Origin of the sequence: Pseudomonas sp. HMSC076A11 (assembly GCF_001810205.1) — a bacterium.
Classification (GTDB): Bacteria; Pseudomonadota; Gammaproteobacteria; order Pseudomonadales; family Pseudomonadaceae; genus Pseudomonas; species Pseudomonas aeruginosa.
In genome coordinates this window covers 13976-39639 of record NZ_KV800319.1, presented here as the reverse complement: position 1 = coordinate 39639, position 25664 = coordinate 13976, and the positions used below count along the sequence as shown (strand labels likewise).

General features: G+C 66.9%; 26 protein-coding genes. 11 read left to right on the top strand and 15 right to left on the bottom strand.

Annotation, left to right across the window (positions count from 1 at the left end; translation table 11 throughout):
* Positions 1-44: 44 nt before the first annotated feature.
* The 4 genes from HMPREF2716_RS24580 to lnt all read left to right on the top strand — a co-directional run bounded on the left by HMPREF2716_RS24580 (position 45) and on the right by lnt (position 4096).
* A complete protein-coding gene (locus tag HMPREF2716_RS24580; RefSeq protein WP_003093159.1) occupies positions 45-1067 on the top strand; it encodes a PhoH family protein in 1023 nt (340 codons plus the stop codon).
* A complete protein-coding gene (gene ybeY / locus HMPREF2716_RS24575; protein ID WP_023518004.1) occupies positions 1057-1539 on the top strand; it encodes an rRNA maturation RNase YbeY in 483 nt (160 codons plus the stop codon). Before HMPREF2716_RS24580 ends, ybeY begins: the two co-directional genes overlap by 11 nt.
* Positions 1536-2375, top strand: a complete 840-nt coding sequence (locus tag HMPREF2716_RS24570) for an HlyC/CorC family transporter (protein ID WP_003093161.1) — start codon at positions 1536-1538, stop codon at positions 2373-2375. Before ybeY ends, HMPREF2716_RS24570 begins: the two co-directional genes overlap by 4 nt.
* Before the next feature lie 185 nt (positions 2376-2560).
* On the top strand, positions 2561-4096 hold the full coding sequence (lnt, locus tag HMPREF2716_RS24565) for an apolipoprotein N-acyltransferase (RefSeq protein ID WP_023095215.1): 1536 nt from the start codon (positions 2561-2563) through the stop codon (positions 4094-4096).
* A 49-nt stretch (positions 4097-4145) separates the two neighbouring features.
* On the opposite strand, the gene HMPREF2716_RS24560 is transcribed toward lnt, so the two are convergent.
* Positions 4146-4907: a YdcF family protein gene (locus HMPREF2716_RS24560; protein WP_003100328.1), complete on the bottom strand. Its 762-nt coding sequence runs from the start codon at positions 4905-4907 to the stop codon at positions 4146-4148.
* Positions 4908-4979: 72 nt separating this feature from the next.
* Positions 4980-5411, bottom strand: coding sequence for a hypothetical protein (locus HMPREF2716_RS24555; protein WP_003114329.1), 432 nt, complete (start codon positions 5409-5411; stop codon positions 4980-4982).
* 170 nt (positions 5412-5581) lie between these two features.
* Here HMPREF2716_RS24555 and leuS point away from each other — a divergent pair, with 170 nt between their 5' ends.
* The 6 genes from leuS to HMPREF2716_RS24525 all read left to right on the top strand — a co-directional run bounded on the left by leuS (position 5582) and on the right by HMPREF2716_RS24525 (position 12134).
* On the top strand, positions 5582-8203 hold the full coding sequence (leuS, locus tag HMPREF2716_RS24550; RefSeq protein ID WP_070622034.1) for a leucine--tRNA ligase: 2622 nt from the start codon (positions 5582-5584) through the stop codon (positions 8201-8203).
* A 66-nt stretch (positions 8204-8269) separates the two neighbouring features.
* The gene (gene lptE / locus HMPREF2716_RS24545) at positions 8270-8893 is read left to right on the top strand and encodes an LPS-assembly lipoprotein LptE (RefSeq protein ID WP_003100322.1); all 624 of its coding nucleotides are present in this window, start codon (positions 8270-8272) and stop codon (positions 8891-8893) included.
* 37 nt (positions 8894-8930) lie between these two features.
* A complete protein-coding gene (gene holA / locus HMPREF2716_RS24540) occupies positions 8931-9968 on the top strand; it encodes a DNA polymerase III subunit delta (protein WP_003093168.1) in 1038 nt (345 codons plus the stop codon).
* A 91-nt stretch (positions 9969-10059) separates the two neighbouring features.
* Positions 10060-10212, top strand: coding sequence for an alternative ribosome-rescue factor A (arfA, locus tag HMPREF2716_RS24535; protein ID WP_003093169.1), 153 nt, complete (start codon positions 10060-10062; stop codon positions 10210-10212).
* Positions 10213-10390: 178 nt separating this feature from the next.
* Entirely contained in the window at positions 10391-10795 is a 405-nt protein-coding gene (locus HMPREF2716_RS29630) for a hypothetical protein (protein WP_153274348.1), read from the top strand.
* A complete protein-coding gene (locus HMPREF2716_RS24525; RefSeq protein WP_003118255.1) occupies positions 10788-12134 on the top strand; it encodes a lytic murein transglycosylase in 1347 nt (448 codons plus the stop codon). The genes HMPREF2716_RS29630 and HMPREF2716_RS24525 overlap by 8 nt, the downstream gene beginning before the upstream one ends.
* A gap of 109 nt (positions 12135-12243) precedes the next feature.
* Here the strand turns inward: HMPREF2716_RS24525 and HMPREF2716_RS24520 are convergent, their stop codons facing one another.
* Entirely contained in the window at positions 12244-13134 is an 891-nt protein-coding gene (locus HMPREF2716_RS24520) for an alpha/beta fold hydrolase (protein WP_003119198.1), read from the bottom strand.
* 105 nt (positions 13135-13239) lie between these two features.
* Between HMPREF2716_RS24520 and HMPREF2716_RS24515 the strand changes: the two genes are divergently transcribed.
* The gene (locus HMPREF2716_RS24515; RefSeq protein ID WP_073650782.1) at positions 13240-14133 is read left to right on the top strand and encodes a LysR family transcriptional regulator; all 894 of its coding nucleotides are present in this window, start codon (positions 13240-13242) and stop codon (positions 14131-14133) included.
* A gap of 144 nt (positions 14134-14277) precedes the next feature.
* On the opposite strand, the gene lipA is transcribed toward HMPREF2716_RS24515, so the two are convergent.
* From lipA to HMPREF2716_RS24455, 12 genes are all read right to left on the bottom strand, one after another.
* Positions 14278-15261, bottom strand: coding sequence for a lipoyl synthase (gene lipA, locus HMPREF2716_RS24510; RefSeq protein WP_003119196.1), 984 nt, complete (start codon positions 15259-15261; stop codon positions 14278-14280).
* A complete protein-coding gene (gene lipB / locus HMPREF2716_RS24505; protein WP_003093177.1) occupies positions 15258-15911 on the bottom strand; it encodes a lipoyl(octanoyl) transferase LipB in 654 nt (217 codons plus the stop codon). Before lipB ends, lipA begins: the two co-directional genes overlap by 4 nt.
* Positions 15911-16192 (bottom strand): DUF493 domain-containing protein, encoded by a 282-nt coding sequence (locus tag HMPREF2716_RS24500; RefSeq protein ID WP_003093179.1) that lies wholly within the window; start codon positions 16190-16192, stop codon positions 15911-15913. The genes lipB and HMPREF2716_RS24500 overlap by 1 nt, the downstream gene beginning before the upstream one ends.
* A 70-nt stretch (positions 16193-16262) precedes the next feature.
* Complete coding sequence (locus HMPREF2716_RS24495) at positions 16263-17423, bottom strand: D-alanyl-D-alanine carboxypeptidase family protein (protein WP_003093182.1); 1161 nt, start codon at positions 17421-17423, stop codon at positions 16263-16265.
* A gap of 65 nt (positions 17424-17488) precedes the next feature.
* The gene (gene rlpA / locus HMPREF2716_RS24490; RefSeq protein WP_003100310.1) at positions 17489-18517 is read right to left on the bottom strand and encodes a septal ring lytic transglycosylase RlpA; all 1029 of its coding nucleotides are present in this window, start codon (positions 18515-18517) and stop codon (positions 17489-17491) included.
* The gene (gene mltB / locus HMPREF2716_RS24485; RefSeq protein WP_003132500.1) at positions 18514-19536 is read right to left on the bottom strand and encodes a lytic murein transglycosylase B; all 1023 of its coding nucleotides are present in this window, start codon (positions 19534-19536) and stop codon (positions 18514-18516) included. Before mltB ends, rlpA begins: the two co-directional genes overlap by 4 nt.
* A gap of 8 nt (positions 19537-19544) precedes the next feature.
* Positions 19545-20648, bottom strand: coding sequence for a rod shape-determining protein RodA (gene rodA / locus HMPREF2716_RS24480; RefSeq protein ID WP_003114090.1), 1104 nt, complete (start codon positions 20646-20648; stop codon positions 19545-19547).
* A 31-nt stretch (positions 20649-20679) separates the two neighbouring features.
* On the bottom strand, positions 20680-22620 hold the full coding sequence (mrdA, locus tag HMPREF2716_RS24475; protein ID WP_003093191.1) for a penicillin-binding protein 2: 1941 nt from the start codon (positions 22618-22620) through the stop codon (positions 20680-20682).
* A 12-nt stretch (positions 22621-22632) separates the two neighbouring features.
* Positions 22633-23100, bottom strand: coding sequence for a 23S rRNA (pseudouridine(1915)-N(3))-methyltransferase RlmH (gene rlmH, locus HMPREF2716_RS24470; RefSeq protein WP_003093193.1), 468 nt, complete (start codon positions 23098-23100; stop codon positions 22633-22635).
* 7 nt (positions 23101-23107) lie between these two features.
* On the bottom strand, positions 23108-23464 hold the full coding sequence (rsfS, locus tag HMPREF2716_RS24465; RefSeq protein WP_003100305.1) for a ribosome silencing factor: 357 nt from the start codon (positions 23462-23464) through the stop codon (positions 23108-23110).
* Positions 23465-23486: 22 nt separating this feature from the next.
* The gene (gene nadD / locus HMPREF2716_RS24460; RefSeq protein ID WP_003093199.1) at positions 23487-24131 is read right to left on the bottom strand and encodes a nicotinate-nucleotide adenylyltransferase; all 645 of its coding nucleotides are present in this window, start codon (positions 24129-24131) and stop codon (positions 23487-23489) included.
* Positions 24131-25396: a glutamate-5-semialdehyde dehydrogenase gene (locus HMPREF2716_RS24455; RefSeq protein ID WP_003114089.1), complete on the bottom strand. Its 1266-nt coding sequence runs from the start codon at positions 25394-25396 to the stop codon at positions 24131-24133. The genes nadD and HMPREF2716_RS24455 overlap by 1 nt, the downstream gene beginning before the upstream one ends.
* Positions 25397-25664: the final 268 nt, after the last annotated feature.

Here is a 25664-nt window from a genome sequence, read left to right as displayed (position 1 = left end):
TCTCTTCCCTATCAATCAGCCACTGGCGAGTACGACAGAACACCTTGAACGCCCCCCAGGAACTTCATCGCTTTATCCTCGAGCCGTTCGACGCCCGCAGCTTCGCGACACTTTGCGGGCAGTTCGACGAGCATCTCCACCAGATCGAGAAACGCCTCGACATCGAGATCCGCAACCGCGGCAACCAGTTCGAACTGGCCGGCGAACCGCGCCGGACCAAGGTCGCCGAACGCCTGCTGCAGCGTCTCTACCGCGAGGCGCAGAACGGCACCGATCTCACTCCCGACACCGTGCACCTGTACCTGCAGGAGTCCGGCCTGGAAGACCTCGAGGAATTGCAGAGCGCGCCGCAGGTCACCCTGAAATCGCGCAAGGCGCACATCCGCCCGCGCGGCGCCAACCAGCAGCGCTACGTCAAGGCGATCCTCGACCACGACATCAACTTCGGCATCGGCCCGGCCGGCACCGGCAAGACCTATCTCGCCGTAGCCTGCGCCGTCGACGCCCTGGAGCGCGAGCAGATCCGCCGCATCCTGCTGGTGCGCCCGGCGGTCGAGGCCGGCGAGAAGCTCGGTTTCCTTCCCGGCGATCTGTCGCAGAAGATCGACCCCTACCTGCGCCCGCTCTACGACGCGCTCTACGAGATGCTCGGCTTCGAACACGTGGCCAAGCTGATCGAGCGCAACGTCATCGAGGTCGCGCCGCTGGCCTACATGCGCGGGCGCACGCTGAACAACAGCTTCATCATCCTCGACGAGAGCCAGAACACCACAGTCGAGCAGATGAAGATGTTCCTCACCCGGATCGGCTTCGGCTCCACCGCGGTGATCACCGGCGACGTCACCCAGGTCGACCTGCCCCGCGGCACCCGCTCCGGCCTCAAGCACGTGATCGAGGTCCTGCAGGACGTCCCCGGCATCAGCTTCACCCACTTCAAGCCCAAGGATGTGGTCCGCCACCCGCTGGTGCAGCGTATCGTCGAAGCCTACGAGCGTCACGAGAGCCGCCAGCAAGGCCAGGTGCGGCCGGTCGAGGGAACGGGCAAGGGCGGTCACGATGCCGCTTGAGCTCGACCTGCAGGTCGCCAGCGCCGCCCCGGACCTGCCCTCCGAAGCGCAGTTCCGCGCCTGGTGCGAACTGGCCCTGCGCCAGCGTCCGGAGTCGGAGCTGACCATCCGCCTGGTGGACGAGGCCGAAGGCCTGGAACTGAACAGCACCTACCGGCACAAGGACTACGCGACCAACGTGCTGTCCTTCCCCGCCGATGTCCCGGACGAGCTTCTCGATATCCCGCTGCTCGGCGACCTGGTGATCTGCGCCCCGGTGGTCGCCCGCGAAGCCCTGGAACAGCGCAAGCCGTTGCAGGCCCACTGGGCCCACCTGGTGATCCACGGCTGCCTGCACCTGCTCGGCTACGACCACATCGACGACGCCGAAGCGGAAGAAATGGAAACACTGGAACGTGAATTGCTGGCGGAACTGGGTCATCCCGATCCGTACGCCTACGACGACGAAGAGCCACCGAGCAAGGAAAAATGAGCGAAGACCGATCGAGCAACGGGCACAAGTCCTGGCTGGACAAGATCACCCAGGCTTTTGCCCACGAGCCGAGAAACCGCCAGGAGCTCCTCGAGCTGCTGCGCGATGCCCACGACAACAAGCTGCTGGACAGCGAGGCGCTGTCCATCGTCGAGGGGGCGATCCAGGTCGCCGACCTGCAGGTGCGCGACATCATGGTGCCGCGCTCGCAGATGATGAGCATCCGTTCGACCCAGACGCCGAAGGAATTCCTTCCGGCCATCATCGAAGCCGCCCACTCGCGCTACCCGGTGGTCGGCGAAAGCCTCGACGACGTCATGGGCGTACTGCTGGCCAAGGACCTCCTGCCACTGATCCTGCACAACGACGAGCGTCCCTTCGACATCAAGGAACTGCTGCGTCCGGCCACCTTCGTCCCCGAATCCAAGCGCCTCAACGTGCTGCTCCGCGAATTCCGCGCCAACCGCAACCACATGGCCATCGTCATCGACGAATACGGCGGCGTGGCCGGCCTGGTGACCATCGAGGACGTGCTGGAACAGATCGTCGGCGATATCGAGGACGAGCACGACGTCGAGGAGGACAGCTACATCAAGCCGCTGCCCAGCGGCGATTTCATCGTCAAGGCGCTGACCCCCGTGGACGCCTTCAACGACTTCTTCGGCTCGGAATTCTCCGACGAGGAATTCGATACCGTGGGCGGCCTGGTGATGAGCGCCTTCGGCCACCTGCCCAAGCGCAACGAAGTGGTCGAGCTGGGCGAGTTCCGTTTCCGCGTGCTCAACGCCGACAGCCGCCGCGTCCACCTGCTGCGCCTGTCTCCCCTGCAGAACTGAGCGCGCCCCCTCCGCCGCGGCGGAGGGGGCATCTTCCCGCGCCGTCCTTCTGGCGTCTCGCCAGCCCCTCCTTTACTCTTGCGCCTTGCGCCAGACTCCCCTGTCGCCGCGGACGTTGCCGTCCGGCAGCCGAAGGAGGCCCCGGTCTGCGCAGTCGGACATTGAACAGGCTCTAAGGACATTCGATGCGTTGGATTTCTCGTCCCGGCTGGCCCGGACACCTGCTGGCACTCGCCGCAGGCGCGCTCACACCCCTGGCCCTGGCGCCCTTCGACTACTGGCCGCTGGCGATCCTCTCGATCGCCCTGCTCTATCTCGGCTTGCGCGGCCTTCCCGGCAAGTCCGCCCTGTGGCGCGGCTGGTGGTACGGTTTCGGCGCGTTCGGCGCCGGCACCAGCTGGATCTACGTCAGTATCCATGACTACGGCGCCGCCTCGGTGCCGCTGGCGAGCTTCCTCATGCTCGGCTTCACCGCCGGCGTCGCCTTCTTCTTCGCCCTGCCGGCCTGGCTGTGGGCGCGCTGCCTGCGCCGCGACAACGCGCCGCTGGGCGACGCCCTGGCGTTCGCCGCCCTGTGGCTGGCACTGGAGCTGTTCCGCAGTTGGTTCCTGACCGGTTTCCCCTGGCTCTACGCCGGCTATAGCCAGTTGCAGGGACCGCTGGCCGGGCTGGTGCCGGTGGGCGGCGTATGGCTGTCCTCCTTCGTCATCGCCCTCAGCGCGGCCCTGCTGGTGAACCTGCCGCGCCTCTTCCCGCACGGTGCCAGCCTGCTTCTGGGGCTGGTCCTGCTGCTCGGCCCGTGGGCGGCCGGCCTCTATCTCAAGGGCCACGCCTGGACCCATTCGGCCGGCGAACCGCTGAAGGTCGTGGCGATCCAGGGCAACATCGCCCAGGAGCTGAAATGGGACCCGAATCAGGTCCGCGCGCAACTCGACCTCTACCGCGACCTGAGCCTGCCGCAGCAGGACGTCGACCTGATCGTCTGGCCGGAAACCGCGGTGCCGATTCTCCAAGACATGGCCAGCGGCTACCTCGGCGCCATGGGCCAGGTCGCCGACGAGAAGAACGCCGCGCTGATCACCGGGGTCCCGGTGCGCGAACGTCTCGCCGACGGCAAGAGTCGCTACTTCAACGGCATCACCGTGGTCGGCGAAGGCGCGGGCACCTACCTCAAGCAGAAGCTGGTGCCGTTCGGCGAGTACGTGCCGCTGCAGGACCTGCTGCGCGGCCTGATCGCCTTCTTCGACCTGCCGATGTCCGACTTCGCTCGCGGCCCGGCCGACCAGCCGCTGCTCAAGGCCAAGGGCTACGAGATCGCCCCGTACATCTGCTACGAAGTGGTCTACCCGGAGTTCGCCGCCGCGCTCGCGGCGCAGAGCCAGGTGTTGCTGACAGTGAGCAACGACACCTGGTTCGGCACTTCCATAGGCCCTTTGCAGCACCTGCAGATGGCACAGATGCGCGCCCTGGAAAGCGGTCGCTGGATGATCCGCGCGACCAACAACGGCGTCACCGGCCTGATCGATCCCTATGGCCGGATCGTCCGGCAGATCCCGCAGTTCCAGCAGGGCATCCTGCGCGGCGAGGTGATTCCCATGCAGGGCCTGACGCCCTATCTGCAATACCGCGTCTGGCCGCTGGCCGGGTTGGCCGGCGTGCTGCTGCTATGGGCTCTGCTCGGCCGCCAGTTGCGTCCGCAGGAGCGACGCCTGTTCGGCTGAAACCAGCCCCTCCTGGAAAGACCGGCGCCCCTGCGGCGCCGGTTGCGTCTCAGCGGTAGAACAGGCGATAGCCGACCAGGCCGATCGCCTCGTTCAGCAGCATGCCGCTCTGCCAGAAGGCCTGCGCTTCCGGCAGCCAGCCGCCGAAGGGCCGCAGGTTGGCCCCGCCGAGGAAGCCGACCGGCGCCGGGATCACCTCGAACCCCTGGCGCTCGAAGCTCCAGCGTGCCCGCTGCATGTGCCAGGCCTGGGTCACCAGCACCACCCGGCGCACGCCGGCCTCGCGCAACTGCGGGGCGCTCAGGGTGGCGTTTTCCCAGGTGGTACGGCTGAGACCTTCCTGCCAGCGCGTCGGCACGCCGAAGTCCTGCAACAGGGCATTGGCCATCAGCGCCGCCTCGCTGGGCGGGCGTCCGTAATGCAACCCGCCGCTGATCAGTACCGGCAGCGCCGAGGTCTTGGCCAGCCGCGCGGCATAGCGCAGCCGCTCGGCCGCCAGCAGGCTCGGCGCATCGTCGCCCCAGGCCGGGTCGTTGGTCTGCCGGCCGGCACCGAGGATGACGATGGCGTCGGCGCGCTGCGCCAGGCCCGGCAGATCCTCCGCCAGCAGGGCCGGTTCGCTTTCGAGCCAGCGCGCCATCCACTCCACGCTGAGCGGCATGCTCATCAGCCACAGACCGAAGAACCCGCAGACACCGCACAGCCGCGCCAGCCTCGGTCGGCTGGTGCGCCACCAGAAAGCGAAAAACAGCAGCAGCAACAGGCCGCCCGGCGGCAGCAGAAGTTGCTTGAAGAAATAACGGATCGGCATCGCCCCCTCCCTGTCGGAAGAGGCAATCTAAAGGATTGCGCGACGCCTGGCGAAACTTCCCGGAAAGAGACCCTAGCGGCCGTTGCCCGAACGGAACAGTTGCGAGCCGCAATGGCCGCACGGCAACACGCCATGCCCCTTGCTCCACTGCACCGGCGCACCGCAGAGCGCACAGAGCAGTTGCCGCTGTTTCAACGAGACGTGGCGACGGGGCGCCGGCGGTTGCGGCCGGGGCGGCCGGGGTGTCCTGCCGGGCTGGCGCTCGAGCAGCGCCAGCTCCTCGGCGGCCGCATGCCAGCCGCGCAACCAGTGCAGGTCCTGGTCGAGATAGGCGCGTATCAGCCCCATCTCCGCTTCGCTCAAACCACGCAACTCAAGCTCCGTGGGATGCTCGTCACGCAGGCGCTCGGCCGTATCCGCTTCATCCAGAGCCAGGGCGAGACGCTGCAGCAGCCTCTCGTACAGCCCACCTCCCGTCACACTCGCGCGTTGCAGCTCAGCCATCGAACACCTCTGAAGGTACCACTGGGCAGCCAGCCATCGACGGCCCATAGGGCAAGCTTAGCGTTCCCGTTCGGCTGAACCGCCCCCGGCGACAAACGGCGCGGGCTATCGACAGGAGTGGGGGTCATGTATGCTACGAGGCTTTCGAACAGTCACGTCTAAGTAGCGCCATGCACGAGCAATATCAGCCACTCGAGATCGAAACCCAGGCCCAGAACTACTGGAAAGAACACCAGTCCTTCCTCGTCAGGGAGCTACCCGACAAGGAGAAGTTCTACTGCCTGTCGATGTTCCCGTATCCGAGCGGCAAGCTGCACATGGGCCACGTGCGCAACTACACCATCGGCGACGTGATCAGCCGCTACCACCGCATGCAGGGCCGCAACGTGCTGCAGCCGATGGGCTGGGACGCGTTCGGCATGCCGGCGGAAAACGCCGCGATGAAGAACAACGTCGCCCCGGCGGCCTGGACCTACGACAACATCGCCTACATGAAGTCGCAGTTGGACAGCCTCGGCCTGGCAATCGACTGGAGCCGCGAGGTCACCACCTGCAAGCCGGACTACTACCGCTGGGAGCAGTGGCTGTTCACCCGCCTGTTCGAAAAAGGGGTGATCTACCGCAAGAACGGCACGGTCAATTGGGATCCGGTCGACCAGACCGTACTCGCCAACGAGCAGGTGATCGACGGGCGCGGCTGGCGCTCCGGCGCGCTGATCGAGAAGCGCGAGATCCCGATGTACTACTTCAAGATCACCGCCTACGCCGAGGAACCGCTGGAGAGCCTCGACAACCTGCCCGGCTGGCCGGAGCAGGTGAAGACCATGCAGCGCAACTGGATCGGCAAGTCGCGCGGGATGGAGATCGGCTTCCCCTACGACCAGGCCTCCATCGGCCACGCCGGCCAACTGAAGGTGTTCACCACCCGTCCGGACACCCTGATGGGCGCCACCTACGTCGCCGTCGCCGCCGAACACCCGCTGGCCACCCAGGCAGCGCAGAACGACCCGCAGTTGCAGGCGTTCATCGACGAATGCAAGCGCGGCGGCGTCGCCGAGGCCGACATCGCCACCCAGGAGAAGAAAGGCATGGCCACTTCCCTGTTCGTCGAACACCCGCTGACCGGCGACAAGCTGCCGGTATGGGTCGCCAACTACGTGCTGATGAACTACGGCGAAGGCGCGGTGATGGCGGTGCCCGGCCATGACGAGCGCGACTTCGAGTTCGCCAACAAGTACGGCCTGCCGATCCGCCAGGTGATCGCCAAGGTCGAGGGCGACAACGACTTCGAGTCCAGCGTCTGGAAGGAGTGGTACGGCGCCAAGGACGAGTCCGTGCTCACCGTCAACTCCGGCAAGTACGACAACCTCGGCTACCAGGCCGCCTTCGACGCCATCGGCGCCGACCTCGAGGCCAAGGGCCTGGGCCAGGCGCGCACCCAGTTCCGCCTGCGCGACTGGGGCATCAGCCGCCAGCGCTACTGGGGCTGCCCGATCCCGATCATCCACTGCGAGGCTTGCGGCGACGTCCCGGTGCCGGCCGACCAGTTGCCGGTGGTGCTGCCGGAAGACGTGGTACCGGACGGCTCCGGTTCGCCGCTGGCGAAGATGTCGGAATTCTACGAATGCAACTGCCCGAAATGCGGCCAGCCGGCCAAGCGCGAAACCGACACCATGGACACCTTCGTCGAGTCGTCCTGGTATTTCGCCCGCTACGCCTGCCCGCAGTTCGAAGGCGGCATGCTGGACAGGAAGGCGGCCGACTACTGGCTGCCGGTCGACCAGTACATCGGCGGCATCGAGCACGCCATCCTGCACCTGCTCTATGCGCGCTTCTTCCACAAGCTGATGCGCGACGAAGGCCTGGTCGGCAGCGACGAACCGTTCAAGAACCTGCTGACCCAGGGCATGGTGGTCGCCGATACCTACTACCGGACCACCGCCAACGGCGGCAAGGACTGGTTCAACCCGGCCGACGTCGAGGTCGAGCGTGACGCCAAGGCCAAGGTCGTCGGCGCGCGCCTGAAGAGCGACGGCCAGCCGGTCGAGATCGGCGGCACCGAGAAGATGTCGAAGTCGAAGAACAACGGCGTCGACCCGCAATCGATGATCGACCAGTACGGTGCCGATACCTGCCGCCTGTTCATGATGTTCGCCTCGCCGCCGGACATGAGCCTGGAGTGGTCGGACGCCGGCGTCGAGGGCGCCAACCGCTTCCTCCGCCGCGTCTGGCGCCTGGCTCACGCCCACGTCAGCGCCGGCCTCCCCGGCGCGCTGGACGTCGCCGCCCTGAGCGACGCGCAGAAGCAGGTCCGCCGCGCCATCCACCTGGCGATCAGGCAGGCCAGCCAGGATGTCGGCCAGCACCACAAGTTCAACACCGCCATCGCCGCGGTGATGACCCTGATGAACGTGCTGGAGAAGGCGCCGAACCAGGACGCCCAGGACCGCGCCCTGATCCAGGAAGGCCTGGAAACCGTGGTCCTGCTGCTGGCGCCCATCACTCCGCACATCTGCCACGTGCTCTGGGGCCAGCTCGGCCATGCCGAAGCGGTGATCGATGCGCGCTGGCCGAGCGTCGACGAGAGCGCACTGGTGCAGGACACCCTGCAACTGGTGGTGCAGGTCAACGGCAAGCTGCGCGGACACATCGACGTGGCCGCCAGCGCCAGCCGCGAGGATGTCGAGGCCGCCGCGCGCGCCAACGAGAACGTGCTGCGTTTCACCGAAGGCCTGAGCATCCGCAAGGTCATCGTGGTACCGGGCAAACTGGTCAACATCGTCGCCAACTGATACGCGATTCCATTGGACGCCCCCGGCCATCCGGGGGCGCTGATCAACAGGAGTGAGGGAAGCTTGATGAAACGTATCCTGACCAGCGCCGCGCTGATCGGTATGACCACCCTGCTGGCCGCCTGCGGCTTCCAACTGCGCGGCCTGGGCGATGCGCAATTCGCGCTCAAGGAAATCGACGTGTCCGCGCGCAACGCCTACGGCCCGACCGTGCGCGAACTGAAGGAAACCCTGGAAAACAGCGGCGTGAAGGTCACCAGCAACGCGCCCTACCACCTGGTGCTGGTCCGCGAGGACAACCAGCAGCGCACCGTCAGCTACACCGGTTCCGCGCGCGGCGCGGAGTTCGAGCTGACCAACACGATCAACTACGAGATCGTCGGCGCCAACGACCTGGTCCTGATGAGCAATCAGGTACAGGTGCAGAAGGTCTACGTGCACGACGAAAACAACCTGATCGGTTCCGACCAGGAAGCCGCGCAGCTGCGCAGCGAGATGCGGCGCGACCTGATCCAGCAGTTGTCCATGCGCCTCCAGGCGCTGACCCCGGCGCAACTCGACGAAGCCCAGCGCCAGGCAGAAGCCAAGGCCAAGGCGGAAGCCGAAGCCCTGCGCGCCGCCGACGAGGCGGAGCGCCAGCGCCGCGCCGCCGAGCCGCAGCAGTCGCCGATCGAGTTCCCCACCCCGTGATGCCCCGGGGCCGGTTTCGCCGGCCCCGTCTTCTCCTATGAAGCTGACTCCCGCGCAACTCGCCAAGCACCTCCAGGGCCCCCTGGCGCCCGTCTATGTCGTCAGCGGCGATGAACCGCTGCTCTGCCAGGAAGCCTGCGATGCCATTCGCCAGGCCTGCCGCGAGCGCGACTTCGGCGAGCGCCAGGTATTCAATGCCGAAGCCAACTTCGATTGGGGCTTGCTGCTGGAGGCCGGCGCCAGCCTGTCGCTGTTCGCCGAGAAGCGCCTGATCGAACTGCGCCTGCCCTCCGGCAAGCCCGGCGACAAAGGCGCGGCGATTCTCCAGGAATACCTGCAACGGCCGCCGGAAGACACCGTGCTCCTGCTCAGTCTGCCCAAGCTCGATGGCAGCACGCAGAAGACCAAGTGGGCCAAGGCCCTGATCGATGGCAACGCCGCGCAGTTCATCCAGGTCTGGCCGGTCGACGTCCACCAGTTGCCGCAGTGGATTCGCCAGCGCCTGTCCCAGGCCGGCCTGTCCGCCAGCCCCGAGGCCCTGGAGCTGATCGCCGCGCGCGTGGAAGGCAACCTGCTCGCCGCCGCCCAGGAAATCGAAAAGCTCAAGCTGCTCGCCGAGGGCAACCAGATCGACGCCGCCACCGTACAGGCCGCGGTCGCCGACAGCGCACGCTTCGATGTCTTCGGCCTGATCGACGCTGCCCTTGGCGGTGAAGCGGCCCACGCCCTGCGCATCCTGGAAGGACTGCGCGGCGAAGGCATCGAGCCGCCGGTGATCCTCTGGGGCCTGGCCCGAGAGATCCGCCTGCTGGCTGGCCTGTCCCAGCAATACGGCCAGGGCATCCCGCTGGAGAAAGCCTTCGCCCAGGCGCGTCCGCCGGTCTGGGACAAGCGCCGTCCGCTGCTGACCCGTGCCCTGCAACGCCACTCCAGCAGCCGCTGGAACCAGATGCTGAGGGATGCCCAGTTGATCGACGCGCAGATCAAGGGACAGGCACCCGGCAGCCCCTGGAGCGGTCTCTCGCTTCTCGCCCTGAGCCTCGCCGGCCAGCGCCTCGGCCTGCCGGCAGCCTGAAGGCGCAACCGGCACTGGACAATCCGCGGCGACAGGCAGATGATGCGCGCGCTGGCGAGCGCCAGCCCGATCACCTTCGAGGACCTATGCCATGGCAAAGAAAAGCAAGCGGCCGAACAAGGCCAAATCCCTGGTCGCCCAGCCACTGTTCCGCAGCCGCCAGGAACAGGCGAAGAAAGGCAAAGGCAGCTACCGCCGCGAAGCCTCCCGTAACTGGGAGGCTTCTTTCGTTATGGCGGCCTGAAACAGCCGCTGGTCCATCCTCCCGCAACGCCCTCCTCACCCACGCGCCCCGCCTACCCCGCCCGAAGCCCGTCGACAAGACCAACCCCACCGCCAGCCTGCCGCCCATGGGCACACTATCGTCGGCGCGCAAGCCCTGGCCCCATCGGGTTGGGCGAAAAGCCAATGGTTCCTCCATCATGATCCGCGGCCTCGACATCCCGCGCGGCCGACTGGCAACCCTCTGGCCATTGCAGCGCACGAACCAGGCTCGGGCGTTCGATGCCGACGCCGAAGCGGGTAGCCATGTCGCGCAGAACGAAGGCCAGGAAGAAGAAGTCGAAGGCCTCGAGCATGCCGCGCGACCCGTCGCCGATCCCGACTCGGGTGCGCCGCGAGGCTTCGACAGGCGGCGGAGCGGTACGGACGAAACCATTGGCCGCCCGACAGTGACCGAACATATGGCGAACGATATCCACCGCGCCGATGGAACCACATTGGCGAACCCGGGGCCCCGCCGGCGCGTCCAACGACGGCAGACGCGTCCTGGCCGGCGTGCTAAGGTGGCCCGTCCCGAGGACCCTGCTGAGGAGAGCAATGCGTAACCCCGAACGATCCGCCCTGCTGAAGGTGAGCGGGCTGCTGGGCAGCACCGTCGTCGCCATGGGGCTTGGCCTCTCCAGCGCCTGCGCGCAGAAGAATCCGACAGTCGAATACAACCAGCCTGCCGCTCCCCTGCAGACCAAGGCGCCCTTCTCCGGCGCCGGCCCGGCCGCCTCGGTGCCCGCTGGCGCGCCGAACGAGGCCCAGCCTGGGCAAAGCTTCGAACAGTGGCGCGACGCCTTCCGTCAACAGGCGCTGGCCGGTGGAATCGATGCGCAGACCTTCGATCGCGCCTTCGCCGGCGTCCAGCCCGATCCCGCCGTGGTCGAAGCAGACCGCAGCCAGCCGGAATTCACCCGACCGGTATGGAAGTACCTGGAAGGCGCCCTCGATCCGCTGCGCGTTCGCCAGGGCCAGGCGCGCCTGGCGCAGCATGCGCGCATCCTCGGCGAAGTCGACGCGCGCTATGCGGTGGATGCGGATGCGGTGGTGGCGATCTGGGGCATGGAGAGCAACTACGGTTCGCACATGGGCAACAAGAACGTGATCCGCTCCCTGGCGACCCTCGCCTATGAAGGACGCCGCCCGGAATTCGCCCACGCCCAGTTGCTCGCCGCCCTGAAGATTCTCCAGCACGGCGACGTTCCGGCCTCCTTCATGATCGGCTCCTGGGCCGGCGCCATGGGCCAGACCCAGTTCATCCCGACCACCTACAACCAGTATGCCGTGGACTTCGACGGCGACGGCAAGCGTGACATCTGGGGCTCGCCCGGCGACGCCCTGGCCTCCACCGCCAACTACCTGAAAGCCTCCGGCTGGATCGCCGGACAACCCTGGGGTTTCGAAGTCCGCCTGCCGGCAGGCTTCGACTATTCCCTGGCGGAACTCACCATCCGCAAGCCCCTGGGCGAATGGCAAGGGATGGGCGTACAAGGTGTCAACGGCGGCCCCCTGCCCTCCGGGCTCTCCGGCGAACAGGCCTCGCTGCTGCTGCCGGCCGGGCACCGCGGCCCGGCCTTCCTGGTGCTGCACAACTTCCGCGCCATCCTCAAGTACAACAACTCCAGTGCCTATGCCCTGGCCGTCGGCCTGCTCGCCGACAGCTTCAAGGGCGGCGGCCGGATAGTCGGCGCCTGGCCGCTGGAGGATGTTCCGCTGAGCCGCTCGCAGCGCATCGAGCTGCAACGGCAACTGGCCGCCCGCGGACACGATCCGGGCGCGGTGGATGGCATCATCGGCGCCAATACGCGCAAGGCGATCCGCGCCTGCCAGCAGGAGTTCGGCTGGCCGGCGGACGGCTATCCGACCCCGGCGCTGCTCGACCGCCTGCGGACGCCATAGGGCCACCGGCGGAGCTTACGCCCCCACGTCCGCCGCGACCGCTCGCGGCACACCGGTTCGTAGGGCGGATAACGCCATGGGCGTTATCCGCCGCTGCGGTGTCCAGGACCTAGTCATCCGCGCAGAACCGCAGGATAGCGTCCGCCACCTGGGCGGCCGCCTCGCGCTGCGGAAAATGGCCGACGCTCTCCAGCACCAGCCGCTGGTAGCGCCCGCTGAAGTAGTGCTCGCGTCCGCGGGAGCCGTCGGGGTGGGTGCAGGCATCCGCGCCGCCGTGCAGCACCAGGGTCGGCAGCGCCAGGCGCGGTGCCGGGAGCAAGCGCTGTTCCGCCGCCCCGTAGCGCGGCTCCCCCGCGACGAAGCCCCAGCGATGCCGGTAATAGTGCAGCACCACGGCCACCCAGTCCGGCCCGGAGAAGGCCTGGGCGGCCTCCTGGAAATCGCGCTCGGCATACCATCCCGGCGGCGACCAGGTGTCCCACATCTGCCGGGCGAACGCCTCGCCCTCCTCGCGCAGCGCGCGCTCTCCGCGTGGCGTAGCCATGAACCACTGGTACCAGAAGCTACGGGCCTGCGGCAGGGAAAGAACTTGCTGCGGATCGTTGCTGGCGTACCCCACCGAGAGCATCACCAGGTGCGAGGCTACGCCCTCGCGCAGTCCGCAGGCACTAGCCACCGCGCGAGCCCCCCAGTCATGGCCGACCAGCAGGGGACGTTGCAATGCCAGGCTGTCGACGAATGCCAGCAGATCGCAAGCCAGAGCCGCCAGTTGCCCGCTGCGCGGAGTAGACGCATCGCGGAAGCGGGTCGGGGCGAATCCCCGGAGGGCTGGTGCCAGCACCCGATAGCCGGCGTCCGCCAGGGACTCCGCCAGGTCTTTCCAGGTATGCGGGCTGTCCGGCCAACCGTGCAACAAGACGGCGCTGCGCGCCCCCTGCGGATTCCACTCCAGGTAGGCGATATCCAGGACATCGGCGGAAACGAAGGCATAGCGGCTCATCGGACCTCTCCAAGAGAAAGAAGGGACATCCTAGGACGCTTGCCAAGGGTGATTCATGAATAGTTAGCGTCTACTATTCATGAAACGAGATGAATGGAAGACCTCATGGAGCTTGCCGTCCCCACCTCCCAATCCCTGGATATCGTGTTGTTGCGTACCTTTCTCGAAGTGGTCGACAGCGGCGGCTTCGCCCTCGCCGCGGACAATCTCGCGCTCACTCCCTCCGCGGTCAGCGGGCATATCAAGCGCCTGGAACAGACAGCCGGCGTCAGCCTGCTCAGCCGCACCACCCGCCGCCTGGAGCTGACTCAGGCGGGCGAGACGCTCTACGCCTATGCCCGCAACATCGTCGAGCTGGAGCGCGAGGCCCGCGCCAGGCTGCACGGCACGCCGATCCGCGACCGCCTGCGTATCGGCGCTTCGGAGGACTTCGCCAGCGCCTGGCTGCCACGCGTCCTGCAACGCTTTCGCCGCTGGCACCCCGAAGCATCCATCGAACTCAAGGTCGGTATCACCACCGACCTGCTCCGCCAGCAGGCCCAGGGGCGCACCGACGTGGTGTTCGGCAAGCAGTGCCGGCGGGTCGGAGACGACGGCGAACTGCTCTGGGAGGAACCGTTGGTCTGGGCCGCGGCGACCGCGATCGAGCTGCCCGTGGGCGAACCGCTGCCGCTGGCGCTGTTCCCCGAACCCTGCGTCTACCGCGAAGCGGCGATTACAGCCCTCGGCGCCGCTGCACGTCCCTGGCGCCTGGTGTTCGAGAGCGCCAGCATGGCCGGCTGCCTGTCCGCCGCGCTGGCCGGTTTCGCCGTGACAGTGGTGGCGCGCAGCCAGATGCGCGAGGGGCTGCGCGAACTGGGCCCGGAACAGGGTTTTCCGCCGCTGCCGGAGGCGCGTTTCTACGCCTTCTCGCGCCAATCCAGCCTGGCGGCCGAGGCACTGATCGAGGCGGTGCGGCAGCTCGGCCAGCGCAGTCGCTTCGTTACCGCACAGGGATGAGCGCAAACGGTACTCACCTACGCGCCGGCGGATAACCGCAAGCGGTTGTTCGTCCTACGTCCGAAGAGGCTTGGTGGCTGCCCAACGAAAAACGCCGCGTCCCTGTGCAGGGACGCGGCGTCGGAGGCATTGGCGCGGCGTAGATCAGCCGATCTTGTTGCCGTGCGCCTGCTGGTCGGCATGGTAGGACGAACGCACCAGCGGGCCGGACGCGACGTTCTTGAAGCCCATCTTCTCGCCTTCCTCGGCGAACCAGGCGAAGGTGTCCGGATGCACGAAGCGCTGCACCGGCAGGTGGTTGCGCGACGGCTGCAGGTACTGGCCGAGGGTCAGCATGTCGATGTCGTGCTCGCGCATCCGCTGCATGACCTCGATGACCTCATCGTCGGTCTCGCCCAGGCCGAGCATCAGCCCGGACTTGGTCGGTACGTGCGGAACCATCTGCTTGAACTTCTGCAGCAGGTCCAGCGACCACTCGAAGTCCGAGCCCGGCCGCGAGGAGCGGTACAGGCGCGGTACCGTCTCCAGGTTATGGTTGAACACGTCCGGCGGCTCGTTGGCGGTGATCTCCAGGGCGATGTCCATGCGACCGCGATAGTCGGGCACCAGGGTTTCCAGCTGGATCCCCGGCGACAGCTTGCGGATCTCGCGCAGGCAGTCGGCGAAGTGCTGGGCGCCGCCGTCGCGCAGGTCGTCGCGGTCCACCGAGGTGATCACCACGTACTTCAGCCGCAGGTCGGCGATGGCGATGGCCAGGTTGGTCGGCTCGTCGACGTCCAGCGGCTTCGGCCGGCCATGACCGACGTCGCAGAACGGGCAGCGTCGGGTGCAGATATCGCCCATGATCATGAAGGTCGCGGTGCCGCCGGAGAAGCACTCGCCCAGGTTCGGGCAGGACGCCTCTTCGCAGACGCTGTGCAGCTTGTGCTTGCGCAGCAGTTGCTTGATGCGGTCGACCTCGGGGGAAACCGGGATGCGCACGCGGATCCAGTCGGGTTTCTTCGGCAGTTCCTCGGTGGGAATGATCTTCACCGGAATCCGCGCGACCTTTTCCGCGCCGCGCAGCTTCACGCCGACTTCCACCTTGCCCGGCTTGGCTTCTCCGGACTTCTCCACAACAGTGCTCATGTCAGTTCGATCCCGCCCGTAAGGGTCTTCTGTTCAGCGTAGCCAAGGCGTGAGACGAGCTCAGCGCGCAATCGGGTACACACCTCGGCAAAATCCACCGGCCCAACCAGGTCGCGCAGTTGGGTCATGGGCATCCCGGCGTAGCCGCAGGGATTGATTCGTTGGAACGGTCGCAGGTCCATGTCCAGGTTCAGCGCCAGGCCATGGAAGGAACAGCCGTTGCGGATGCGCAGGCCGAGGGAGGCGATCTTCGCCCCGTCGACGTAGACACCCGGCGCGTCCGGCTTGGCCACGGCCTGCACGTCATAGGACGCCAGCAGGCCGATCAGGCTCTGCTCGATCCGGCTGACCAGCTCGCGCACGCCCAGTCCCAGGCGGCGGACATCGAGCAGCAGGTAGGTGACCAACTGGCCGGGGCCGTGGTAGGTCACCTGGCCGCCGCGATCCACCTGGATCACCGGGATGTCGCCGGGGAACAGCACATGCTCGGCCTTGCCGGCCTGCCCCTGGGTGAAGACCGCAGGGTGCTGCAACAGCCAGGCTTCGTCCATTACCGATTTGTCGCGTTCGGCAACGAAGCGCTGCATGGCATGCCAGGTCGGTTCGTAGGGAACCTCGCCGAGCTCACGGAAGCCCAGCTCGAGTCCCATCAGAGCACCATGTGCACGCGTCCGGTCGCGCGCAGGTCGTTATGGATGGCTTGCAGTTGGTCGACATCGGTGGCGGTGATCAGCACCTGCACCGAGAGGAAGCGCCCCTTGCTGCTGTCGCGGACCACCAGGGTCTCGACGTCGAGATCCGGCGCGTGGCGCCGGATGATTTCCACGACCAGGTCGGAGAAACCTTCGCCGGCGTCGCCGATCACCTTGATCGGATAACGCTCGCAGGGGAATTCGATTTTCGGGGGTTGAACGTCAGGGGTATCGGTCATGGCGGCGGCGGACCCGTGGTCCGCGGGGACGGGCGCCCGCTGGCCTCGTGAGCGGGCGGGCGCCGGTCGGTCAGTTGAACAAACCGTAGAAGAACAGGCGGATGCTATCCCACAGGCGGCGGAAGAAACCACCCTCCTCGACGGCGTTGAGGGCGACCAGGTCGGCGCTGCGGATGACCTTGTCGTCCAGCTTCACTTCCACCTTGCCGATCACCTGGCCCTGCTGGATCGGCGCCATCAGCTGCGGCTCCAGGACCATACTGGCCTGCAGCTTCTGCATCTGGCCGCGCGGCAGGGTCATGGTCAGGTCTTCGGCGAGGCCGGCTTTCACTTCATGCTCGGAACCCTTCCAGACCAGGCCCTTGGTCAGCTCGGTGCCCTTCTTGTAGAAGTTGCGGCTTTCGAAGAAGCGGAAGCCATAGGTCAGCAGCTTCTGGGTCTCGGCGGCGCGGGCCTGCTCGCTGTTGGTGCCGAACACCACCGCGATCATGCGCTGGCCGTCGCGTACCGCGGAAGCCACCAGGCAGTAGCCGGCTTCGTCGGTGTGGCCGGTCTTCAGGCCGTCGACGGTCTTGTCGCGCCACAGCAGCAGGTTGCGGTTCGGCTGCTTGATGTTGTTCCAGAGGAATTCCTTCTGCGCGTAGATCGCGTAGTGGCTCGGCTCGCCGTAGATGATCGCGCGGGCCAGCACCGCCATGTCGCGGGCGGAGGAATAGTGGTCCGGGTTGGGCAGGCCGGTGGCGTCCATGAAGTGGGAGTTGGTCAGGCCCAGCTTCTGCGCGGTGGTGTTCATCATGTCGGCGAAGGCGTCTTCGCTGCCGGCGATATGCTCGGCCAGGGCGACGCTGGCGTCGTTGCCGGACTGGATGATGATGCCATGCAGCAGGTCGCTCACCGAGACCTGGCTGCCGACCTTGATGAACATCCGCGAACCGCCGGTGCGCCAGGCATGTTCGCTGACGGTGACCAGGTCGTTCTCGCCGATGCGGCCGGCCTCGATCTCCTTGGTGGCGATGTAGGCGGTCATCAGTTTGGTCAGGCTGGCCGGCGGCAGGCGCTGGTCGCCGTTGTTCTCGACCAGAACCTGGCCGCTCTCGCCGTCCATCAGGACGTACGACTTGGCGGCCAGTTGCGGCGGCGCCGGAACCATGGATTCAGCAGCCCAGCCAGCCGTAGGGGCGATGAACAGGACAAGCAGTGACAAGCGTTTCGCGATAGTGGTGATGTTCATCCGTCTCTCTGGTTCTACCAATGGTCAAACAATCCCTTGCGGGAATTCCCTGCGTGAGTAGGCGCTCAGTCGGGGCGTACCAGCGTCGGCTGGCCAAGGTTGGCCACGCGGATGCTGTCCTGGGTGCGGCTAACCTCGTCCGCCGAACCGATCGGTCCCAGCCGCACCCGGTGCAGAATCTGCTGGTTGCGCACGACCGAGCTGATAAACACCGGCGCAGCCGTCACGCCGCTCAGCTTGGCCTTCAGCAGCTCCGCCGCATCCGGGTTGGCGAAGGCGCCCACCTGGAGATACAGGCCATCGGCTGGTAATGAAGCGTTTTTTTTTGAGTCGATCTGCACCGGCAGCACGGCGGCCGCGTGCTGCGCCGGCGGCGGAGTGTAGGTCTCGATCGGCTGGGCCATCGCCACCGCCTGCGTCTGCGCCGCGGCGGGAGCGGCCTGGGCCACCGCCTGCTTGGGCTGCGCCAGGACCATCGGTGCCGGCCGGCCGCGCTGGGCCCACCACTGCACCGGGTCGATGCCTTCGACCTTGACCCGCGCGGTGCCGGTCTCGGCATAGCCGAGCTTCTTCGCCGCGGCGAAGGACAGGTCGATGACCCGGTCGGAATAGAACGGGCCGCGGTCGTTGACGCGGACGATCACGCTCTTGCCGTTGTCCAGGTTGGTCACCCGCACATAGCTCGGCAACGGCAGGGTCTTGTGCGCGGCGGTCATGCCGTAGAGGTCGTAGGTCTCGCCGTTGGCGGTGGCCTGGCCGTGGAACTTGGTGCCGTACCAGGACGCGGTGCCGACCATCCGGTAGGCCCGCGCATCGTTCATCGGGTAGTAGGTCTTGCCCAGCACGGTGTAGGGGTTGGCCTTCACCGAACCGTTGTGCGGCATCGGTACCGCATCGGGGATCCGCGACACGTCGACGTCCCACCAGGGGGCGCCGTCGCGATGCGGACGGGAATAGTCGCCCGGCCCGGAAATGCCCGCCTGCCTGGCCGGCTGCTGGGGCGCCTTGCTGGAGCAACTGCTCAACAGCACGGCCGCCAGCCCGAGGCCGCAGACGGCGGGCAGGATCAGGGAGGAGCGGACACGCTTGCTCAATGGGCACCTCGCGCGCGGGCAATCTCGCCCGCCAGCTGATAAACCGCCATGGCATACATGGCGCTGCGATTATAGCGGGTGATCACGTAGAAGTTCGGCAAACCGACCCAATACTCGATGCCCTTGTCGCCGACGAAACGCATCGCCGTGACCTTCTGGTCGTCGCGCAGCGCATCGTGGGTGCGCCAGCCGCGGGCACGCAGCTCACCCAGGCTCATGGTCGGGTCGACGCCCCTGGTCACCGCGCTCTCGGCGCTCTCGTCGTTGATCTCGGCCACCGAGACCACCGGCTCGCCGGTGACCCAGCCGTGCTGCTTGAAGTAGCTGGCGACGCTACCGATGGCGTCGGTCGGGTCGCTCCAGATATTGATGTGGCCATCGCCGTCGAAGTCCACCGCGTAGGCGCGGAAGCTGCTCGGCATGAATTGCGGCAGGCCCATGGCGCCGGCGTAGGAGCCGGTCAGGCTGAGCGGGTCGACCTGCTGTTCGCGGGCGAGCAGGAGGAACTCGCGCAACTCCTTGCGGAAGAAGTCGGCTCGCGGCGGGTAGTCGAAGCCGAGGGTGGACAGCGCGTCCATCACCCGGTAGCTGCCGGTGTTGCGGCCGAAGAAGGTTTCCACGCCGATGATCGAGACGATGATCTCGGCCGGCACGCCGTATTCCTTCTCCGCCCGCGCCAGGTCTTCGGCATGCTTGTTCCAGAAGTCGACGCCACGACTGATGCGCGCGTCGCTGATGAAGATCGGCCGGTATTCCTTCCACTGCTTGACCCGCTCGGCCGGGCGCGAGATCGCATCGAGGATCGACTGCTTGCGGTTCACGTCGCGGAACAGCCCCATCAGCTGCTCTCCGGCGAAGCCGTAGTCGCGGGTCATTTCGCTGACGAACTCGGCCACTTGCGGCGAGCCGTCGTAGTCCCCCGCCTGGGCCGCCCCGGACAGGCCAATGACGCCGGCTACGCCGACCCATTGGACGCCCCTGGCCGCCCATGTACGCAGTACTTGCATTGCGTTCTTCACTCTTGGTCTCAAACCTGGGCGATCCACTTCCGATGGGTATGGATCGACATCAGAACCCCGAACCCTGACAACAGGGTAACCAGCGAAGTTCCGCCATAACTAATGAAAGGCAGCGGTACCCCCACCACCGGCAACAACCCGCTCACCATACCGATATTCACGAAGACATAAACGAAAAACGTCATGGTGATGCCACCGGCCAGCAGTTTGCCGTAGAGCGTCTGCGCCTGGGCGGTGATCACCAGGCCACGACTGATCAGCAGCAGGTAGAGCACCAGCAGCAGGCAGACGCCGACCAGGCCGAACTCCTCGCCGAGGACCGCAATGATAAAGTCGGTGTGGCTTTCCGGCAAAAAATCCAGGTGCGACTGGGTGCCCAGCAGCCAGCCCTTGCCGAATACCCCGCCGGAACCGATGGCCGCCTTAGACTGGATGATGTTCCAGCCGGTGCCCAGCGGGTCGCTTTCCGGGTCGAGGAAGGTCAGCACCCGCTGTTTCTGGTAGTCGTGCATGATGAAGAACCACATCGCCACGGCGATCGGCACCGCCGCCGACACCGCGCCGACGATCCAGCGCCAGCGCAGGCCGCCGACGAACAGCACGAAGCCGCCGGAAGCGAGGATCAGCATGGCGGTGCCGAGGTCGGGTTGTTTCAGGATCAGCACGAACGGGGTGATGATGATCGCCAGGCTGATCACCATGTGCTTGAGCCCCGGCGGCAGGTTGCGCTTGGACAGGTACCAGGCCACCGTCATCGGCATCAGCAGCTTCATGAACTCCGAGGGCTGGAAGCGGATCACCCCGGGGATGTTGATCCAGCGCGTCGCCCCCTTGGCGTCGTGGCCGATCACGTCGACCACCACCAGCAGCGCGACCCCCACCAGGTAGCCCAGCGGCACCCAGCGGGCCATGAAGCGCGGCTCGATCTGGGCGATGACCACCATCATGCCCAGTCCCAGGCCGAACGAGGTGGCCTGCTTCATCAGCATGTCCCAGCTCTTGCCGCTCGCCGAATAGAGGACGAACAGGCCGGTGGCGCCGAGGATCAGCAACAGCAGCAGGAGAATCCCGTCGATGTGCAGGCGCTGCAACAGGCTGGCGCGCCGGCGCATCACGTCTTCGTTGGACAGGGTGCGGTCGAAGTTACTGTTCAAGGGCGGGCGCCTCCGGCTCGGCTGCCGTGGGTTCGGGCTTGGCCACCGCCGCCGCGAGCGGCGCGACGGGTTCCGCGTATTCGGCCTTGAGCTTGCCGTGCTCGTCGAGCAGCCAGGCGTCCATCACCTGCTTGACCACCGGGGCGGCGACGCCGGAGCCGGACTCGCCGTTCTCCACCATCACCGCCACCGCGATCTGCGGGTTGTTGGCCGGCGCGAAGCCGACGAACAGGGCGTGGTCGCGGTGCCGCTCGAGCAGCTTGGAGCGGTCGTAGCGCTCGTTCTGCTTGATCGCCACCACCTGGGCGGTACCGCTCTTGCCGGCGATCAGGTAGGCCGAAGTGGCGCCGACCTTGCGCGCCGTGCCGCGGGCGCCATGCACCACCTGCTGCATGCCGTAGTCGACGCGGTCCCAGTTGGCCGGGTCGCGCAGCACGATGTCGGGCATCGGGTCGGGATCGACCGGCGGCTGGCCGTCGATGGTCTTGGCCAGGTGCGGGCGGATCCAGTGGCCCTTGTTGGCCAGCAGCGCGGTCATCTGCGCCAGTTGGATCGGCGTCGCCTGCATGTAGCCCTGGCCGATGCCGAGGATCAGGGTCTCGCCCGGGTACCAGACCTGGCGGCGGGTCTTGCGCTTCCATTCGCGCGAGGGCATCAGCCCGTCGGCTTCGCCGAACATGTCCAGGGCGACTTTCTGGCCGAAGCCGAAGCGGCTCATGAAGGCGTGCAGGCGGTCGATCCCCAGCTTGTGCGCGAGGTCGTAGAAATAGGTGTCGTTGGACCGGTAGATCGCCGACTCCAGGCTCACCCAGCCATCGCCGTAGCGGTTCCAGTTACGGTACTTGTGGTCGTAGTTGGGCAACTGGTAGTAGCCGGGGTCGAAGACCCGCGAGGTCGGCGTGACCACCCCGGCGTCGAGGCCGGCCAGCGCCACCGCCGGCTTCACCGTCGAGCCCGGCGGATAGAGCCCGCGCAGGACGCGGTTGTACAGCGGCCGGTCGATGGAGTCACGCAGCTCGGCATAGGCCTTGAAGCTGATGCCGGTGACGAACAGGTTGGGGTCGTAGCTCGGCTGGCTGACCATCGCCAGCACGTCGCCGGTGGACGGCTGGATCGCCACGATGGCGCCCCGCCGCCCGGCCAGGGCGTTCTCGGCGGCCTCCTGCAGGCGGCTGTCGATGCTCAGGACGATGTCCTTGCCGGGAATCGGGTCGGTGCGCTTGAGCACCCGCAGCACCCGCCCGCGGGCGTTGGTCTCGACTTCCTCGTAGCCAACCGTGCCGTGCAACTCGCTCTCGTAGAAGCGCTCGATGCCGGTCTTGCCGATATGGTGGGTGCCGCTGTAGTTGATCGGGTCGAGGTTCTTCAGTTCCTGCTCGTTGATCCGCCCGACGTACCCGACCGAATGGGCGAAGTGCTCCTTCAGCGGGTAGTGGCGGACGAACTGGGTCGCCACGTCGACGCCCGGCAGGCGGAACTGGTTCACCGCGATGCGGGCGATCTGTTCCTCGTTGAGTTCGAACATGATGGGAACCGGCTCGAACGGACGCCGCCCCTGCTTCATGCGCTTCTCGAAGATGGCCCGGTCGTCCTCGGTCAGGCCGAGGATCTCCACCAGCGTGTCGAGGGTCTTCTGCAGGTCCTCGGTGCGTTCGCGGGTGATGGTCAGGCTGAAGCTCGGCCGGTTGTCGGCGATGATCACGCCGTTGCGGTCGAAGATGATCCCGCGGGTCGGCGGGATCGGCTGCACATGGACCCGGTTGTTCTCCGACAGCGTCGAATGGTACTCGTACTGGGTCACCTGCAGGTGGTACATGCGCGCCACCAGCACCAGGGTCAGCAAGACCACCGCCACCGCCCCGACGATGACGCGCCGACGCACCAGGCGGGCGTCTTTCTCGTGGTCTTTCAGGTGGATCGGCTGCGGCATCGGGACTGGGGACTATTTGTGGTAGGGGTGCCCGGACAACACGGTCCAGGCCCGGTAGATCTGCTCGCCGACCAGGATCCGCACCAACGGGTGCGGCAGCGTCAACGGCGACAGCGACCAGCGCTGCTCGCTGCGCGCGCAGACCTCCGGCGCCAGCCCTTCCGGGCCGCCGACCATGAGATTCACGGTGCGTGCGTCGAGACGCCAGCGATCCAGTTCGCGAGCCAGTTGCTCGGTGCTCCAGGGCCGACCTTCGACCTCCAGGGTCACCACCCGTTCCCCCGGCTGGACGCGCGCCAGCATGGCCTCGCCTTCCTGACGGATCAGGCGCGCCACGTCGGCGTTCTTGCCGCGGGTGTTGAGCGGGATCTCCACCAGTTCGAGGGACAGCTCGGCCGGCAGGCGCTTGACGTATTCCTGCCAGCCTTCCTCGACCCAGCGAGGCATGCGCGAGCCAACCGCGATCAGGCGCAACCGCATGCCGGCGTCACTCTTCCGGCTGGTGCTGGGCGCGGCTCTGCTCGGCGCCCTGCCACAGGCGCTCCAGGTCGTAGAACTGGCGGGTCGCCGGGAGCATCACGTGGACCACCACGTCGCCCAGGTCGAGCAGCGCCCATTCGCCGGACTCCAGGCCTTCGCTGCCCAGGGGCTTGACGCCGTTTTCCTTGGCCTTGGTCAGGACGTTGTCGGCCAGCGACTTGACCTGGCGGCTGGAACTGCCGCAGGCGATCACCATGTAGTCGGTGACGCTGGTCTTGTCCCGCACATCGAGGGTCACGATGTCCTGGGCCTTGAGGTCTTCCAGGGCATCGATGGCCACTTGGACGAGTTGTTCGGTTTGCATTGAGTCGGTCTCTGTTTCTTTATCAGTGTGGCGCACGATACAGGTGGTGCGCCTCGATGTAGTTCAATACCGCGTCCGGCACCAGGAAACGCACGGAGCGCCCGGCACCCAGCAGCGCGCGGATCTGGGTGGCGGACACCGCCAGCGGCGTCTGCCAGACGAAGGTGATCTGTCCGCCCGGCCCTTTCAGGGCCTGCGGGTCGGCCACGCTCCGCGCCGCCAGCAGGTCGCGCAGCGACTCCGGCGGCTCGCTGTCGGCATCCGGACGCTGCAACACGACGATGTGGCAGTGATCCAGCAACGCCTCCCAGCGGTGCCACGTCGGCAAGCCGCAGAAGGCATCCCAGCCGATCAGCATGAACAACTGGTCGTCGGCCGCCAGCTCCGCCCGCACCGACTCCAGGGTGTCGATGGTGTAGGACGGCTTGTCGCGCTGCAGTTCGCGGGGATCGACCGTCAATCGCTCGACTCCCGCCACCGCCCGCTCGACCATCGCCAACCGCTGCGCGGCCGACACCTGCGGGGTTTCCCGGTGCGGCGGCCGCGCATTGGGCAGCAGGCGCAGTTCGTCGAGGGCGAACTGCTCGGCCATTTCCACGGCGCTGCGCATATGTCCGATATGCACGGGGTCGAAAGTGCCGCCGAACAGGCCGATACGTTTGCCCATCAGGTGCGCACGTGACCGTCGCCGAAGACGACGTACTTCTCGCTGGTCAGGCCTTCCAGGCCGACCGGGCCGCGGGCGTGCAGCTTGTCGGTGGAAATCCCGATCTCGGCGCCGAGGCCGTACTCGAAGCCGTCGGCGAAGCGGGTCGAGGCGTTGACCATCACCGAAGCGGAATCCACTTCGGCGAGGAAACGCCGCGCATCGCTGAAGTTCTCGGTAATGATCGCGTCGGTGTGCTGCGAGCCGTAGGTGTTGATGTGCTCGATCGCCGCGTCCAGCCCGTCGACGATGCGGATCGACAGGATCGGCGCGTTGTACTCGGTACGCCAGTCCTCCTCGGTAGCCTCCAGCACGTCTGCGCCAAGCAGCGCGCGGGTCGCGGCGTCGCCGCGCAGTTCCACGCCCTTCTCGCGGTAGATCGTGGCCAGGGGCGGCAGCACCCGCTCGGCGATGCCGGCATGCACCAGCAGCGTCTCCATGGTGTTGCACGGCGCGTAGCGCTGGGTCTTGGCGTTGTCGGCGACGCGAATCGCCTTGTCCAGGTCGGCGGCGACATCGATGTAGACGTGGCAGATGCCGTCCAGGTGCTTGATCACCGGCACCTTGGCCTCGCGGCTGATGCGCTCGATCAGGCCCTTGCCGCCGCGCGGGACGATCACGTCGACGTATTCGGGCATGCTGATCAGCGCGCCGACCGCGGCGCGGTCGGTGGTTTCCACCACCTGCACGGCGGCGGCCGGCAGGCCGGCCTCGGCCAGGCCCTGCTGGATGCAGCGGGCGATCGCCTGGTTGGAGTGGATCGCCTCGGAGCCGCCGCGCAGGATGGTCGCGTTGCCGGACTTCAGGCACAGGCTGGCGGCGTCGATGGTCACGTTCGGCCGCGACTCGTAGATGATCCCGACCACGCCCAGCGGCACGCGCATCTTGCCGATCTGGATGCCCGAGGGCACATAGCGCATGTCGCGGATCTCGCCGATCGGGTCGGGCAGCGTGGCGACCTGGCGCAGGCCCTCGATCATGTCGTCGATGCGCGCCGGGGTCAGCGCCAGGCGGTCCAGCATCGCCGGCTCCAGGCCATTGGCGCGGCCGGCGGCGAGGTCCTGCTCGTTGGCGTGGGACAACTCCGCGCGGGCGGCGTCCAACGCATCGGCCGCGGCCAGCAGGGCGCGGTTCTTCTGCGCGGTGGCGGCGCGCGCGAGCAACCGCGAGGCGGCGCGGGCATCGCGGCCAAGGCGGCTCATATAGTCGAGGACGGACTCGGTCATGGTCTCGGCATCTGGCGTCAGGGAAATGCGCGATTATAGCGAGCCAGCCCCGGCGCGCCCAGCCGCAACAGCCGGTCGGTAGACAGTGCGTTCCATCGCCCCCGGCGGTAACGCGGCAGCCCCGCTGCGCCTGGGGCTGTGCGCGAGACGGTGACACCCGGGCGCAGGCGCCGGCCGAAGGATAGGTAAACAAAATTGCTACCTCTGTTTACCTTCGAGGCGAGCCTGGCCACTGCCACCCACCGGCACCCGCTCGGCAGAACAACAA

What these genes read in the sequence shown, in the direction of transcription:
- ybeY (WP_023518004.1), top strand. Translation starts at nt 1,057, where the DNA reads ATGCCGCTTGAGCTCGACCTGCAGGTCGCCAGCGCCGCCCCGGACCTG.
- HMPREF2716_RS24570 (WP_003093161.1), top strand. Translation starts at nt 1,536, where the DNA reads ATGAGCGAAGACCGATCGAGCAACGGGCACAAGTCCTGGCTGGACAAG.
- lnt (WP_023095215.1), top strand. Translation starts at nt 2,561, where the DNA reads ATGCGTTGGATTTCTCGTCCCGGCTGGCCCGGACACCTGCTGGCACTC.
- HMPREF2716_RS24560 (WP_003100328.1), bottom strand. Translation starts at nt 4,907, where the DNA reads ATGCCGATCCGTTATTTCTTCAAGCAACTTCTGCTGCCGCCGGGCGGC.
- HMPREF2716_RS24555 (WP_003114329.1), bottom strand. Translation starts at nt 5,411, where the DNA reads ATGGCTGAGCTGCAACGCGCGAGTGTGACGGGAGGTGGGCTGTACGAG.
- leuS (WP_070622034.1), top strand. Translation starts at nt 5,582, where the DNA reads ATGCACGAGCAATATCAGCCACTCGAGATCGAAACCCAGGCCCAGAAC.
- lptE (WP_003100322.1), top strand. Translation starts at nt 8,270, where the DNA reads ATGAAACGTATCCTGACCAGCGCCGCGCTGATCGGTATGACCACCCTG.
- holA (WP_003093168.1), top strand. Translation starts at nt 8,931, where the DNA reads ATGAAGCTGACTCCCGCGCAACTCGCCAAGCACCTCCAGGGCCCCCTG.
- arfA (WP_003093169.1), top strand. Translation starts at nt 10,060, where the DNA reads ATGGCAAAGAAAAGCAAGCGGCCGAACAAGGCCAAATCCCTGGTCGCC.
- HMPREF2716_RS29630 (WP_153274348.1), top strand. Translation starts at nt 10,391, where the DNA reads ATGATCCGCGGCCTCGACATCCCGCGCGGCCGACTGGCAACCCTCTGG.
- HMPREF2716_RS24525 (WP_003118255.1), top strand. Translation starts at nt 10,788, where the DNA reads ATGCGTAACCCCGAACGATCCGCCCTGCTGAAGGTGAGCGGGCTGCTG.
- HMPREF2716_RS24520 (WP_003119198.1), bottom strand. Translation starts at nt 13,134, where the DNA reads ATGAGCCGCTATGCCTTCGTTTCCGCCGATGTCCTGGATATCGCCTAC.
- HMPREF2716_RS24515 (WP_073650782.1), top strand. Translation starts at nt 13,240, where the DNA reads ATGGAGCTTGCCGTCCCCACCTCCCAATCCCTGGATATCGTGTTGTTG.
- lipA (WP_003119196.1), bottom strand. Translation starts at nt 15,261, where the DNA reads ATGAGCACTGTTGTGGAGAAGTCCGGAGAAGCCAAGCCGGGCAAGGTG.
- lipB (WP_003093177.1), bottom strand. Translation starts at nt 15,911, where the DNA reads ATGGGACTCGAGCTGGGCTTCCGTGAGCTCGGCGAGGTTCCCTACGAA.
- HMPREF2716_RS24500 (WP_003093179.1), bottom strand. Translation starts at nt 16,192, where the DNA reads ATGACCGATACCCCTGACGTTCAACCCCCGAAAATCGAATTCCCCTGC.
- HMPREF2716_RS24495 (WP_003093182.1), bottom strand. Translation starts at nt 17,423, where the DNA reads ATGAACATCACCACTATCGCGAAACGCTTGTCACTGCTTGTCCTGTTC.
- rodA (WP_003114090.1), bottom strand. Translation starts at nt 20,648, where the DNA reads ATGCGCCGGCGCGCCAGCCTGTTGCAGCGCCTGCACATCGACGGGATT.
- mrdA (WP_003093191.1), bottom strand. Translation starts at nt 22,620, where the DNA reads ATGCCGCAGCCGATCCACCTGAAAGACCACGAGAAAGACGCCCGCCTG.
- rlmH (WP_003093193.1), bottom strand. Translation starts at nt 23,100, where the DNA reads ATGCGGTTGCGCCTGATCGCGGTTGGCTCGCGCATGCCTCGCTGGGTC.
- rsfS (WP_003100305.1), bottom strand. Translation starts at nt 23,464, where the DNA reads ATGCAAACCGAACAACTCGTCCAAGTGGCCATCGATGCCCTGGAAGAC.
- nadD (WP_003093199.1), bottom strand. Translation starts at nt 24,131, where the DNA reads ATGGGCAAACGTATCGGCCTGTTCGGCGGCACTTTCGACCCCGTGCAT.
- HMPREF2716_RS24455 (WP_003114089.1), bottom strand. Translation starts at nt 25,396, where the DNA reads ATGACCGAGTCCGTCCTCGACTATATGAGCCGCCTTGGCCGCGATGCC.